This window comes from Pseudoalteromonas sp. SG43-1, assembly GCF_014164415.1.
In the GTDB taxonomy this organism is placed as follows: Bacteria; Pseudomonadota; Gammaproteobacteria; order Enterobacterales; family Alteromonadaceae; genus Pseudoalteromonas; species Pseudoalteromonas distincta.
This window is the reverse complement of the sequence record NZ_JACJFD010000078.1, coordinates 1-417: the sequence shown is the minus strand read 5'-3', so window position 1 is coordinate 417 and position 417 is coordinate 1. Positions and strand designations below refer to the sequence as shown.

Below are 417 nucleotides of genomic sequence, written 5' to 3'. Positions count from 1 at the left end.
TTACTGCTAAAAATGGCTTTGTTTTTAACGGTTGCAATCATACTGCCTCCTATGAGTTTATATGTCCTATTGTATCATTGGGCTAAGTACTAATACTTTAGTTAAACAATATCAAAATACGATGTCATATAGCTAAACAGCCTGAAACAAAAAAGCCGAACTTATTTTACTAAGCTCGGCTTTTAAAAGTACATTGTTTAGCAATTATGCACTTGGGTATTCGCGGTAAGCACGCTCTATATTTTTAGCCTGCTTTTTAGAAATACCTAAATGAGCAAGTGCTACACGTAAACGAGCACGTGATAAGTCAGAGCCTAATATTTCCATTGCATCAAGCACTGACGTACTTGACGTTTTGCCAGTAATTGCGACAAATATTGGCTCTAAAAAGTCTTTAATCTTAAGCTCGTGGAATGT

Annotated in this window: 1 pseudogene; it reads right to left on the bottom strand. The window is 35.7% G+C overall.

The features are described 5' to 3' along the window. Nucleotides 1–204 precede the first annotated feature (204 nt). A pseudogene (locus tag H5159_RS20785) lies at nucleotides 205–417 on the bottom strand (glutamate--tRNA ligase); the annotation flags it as partial.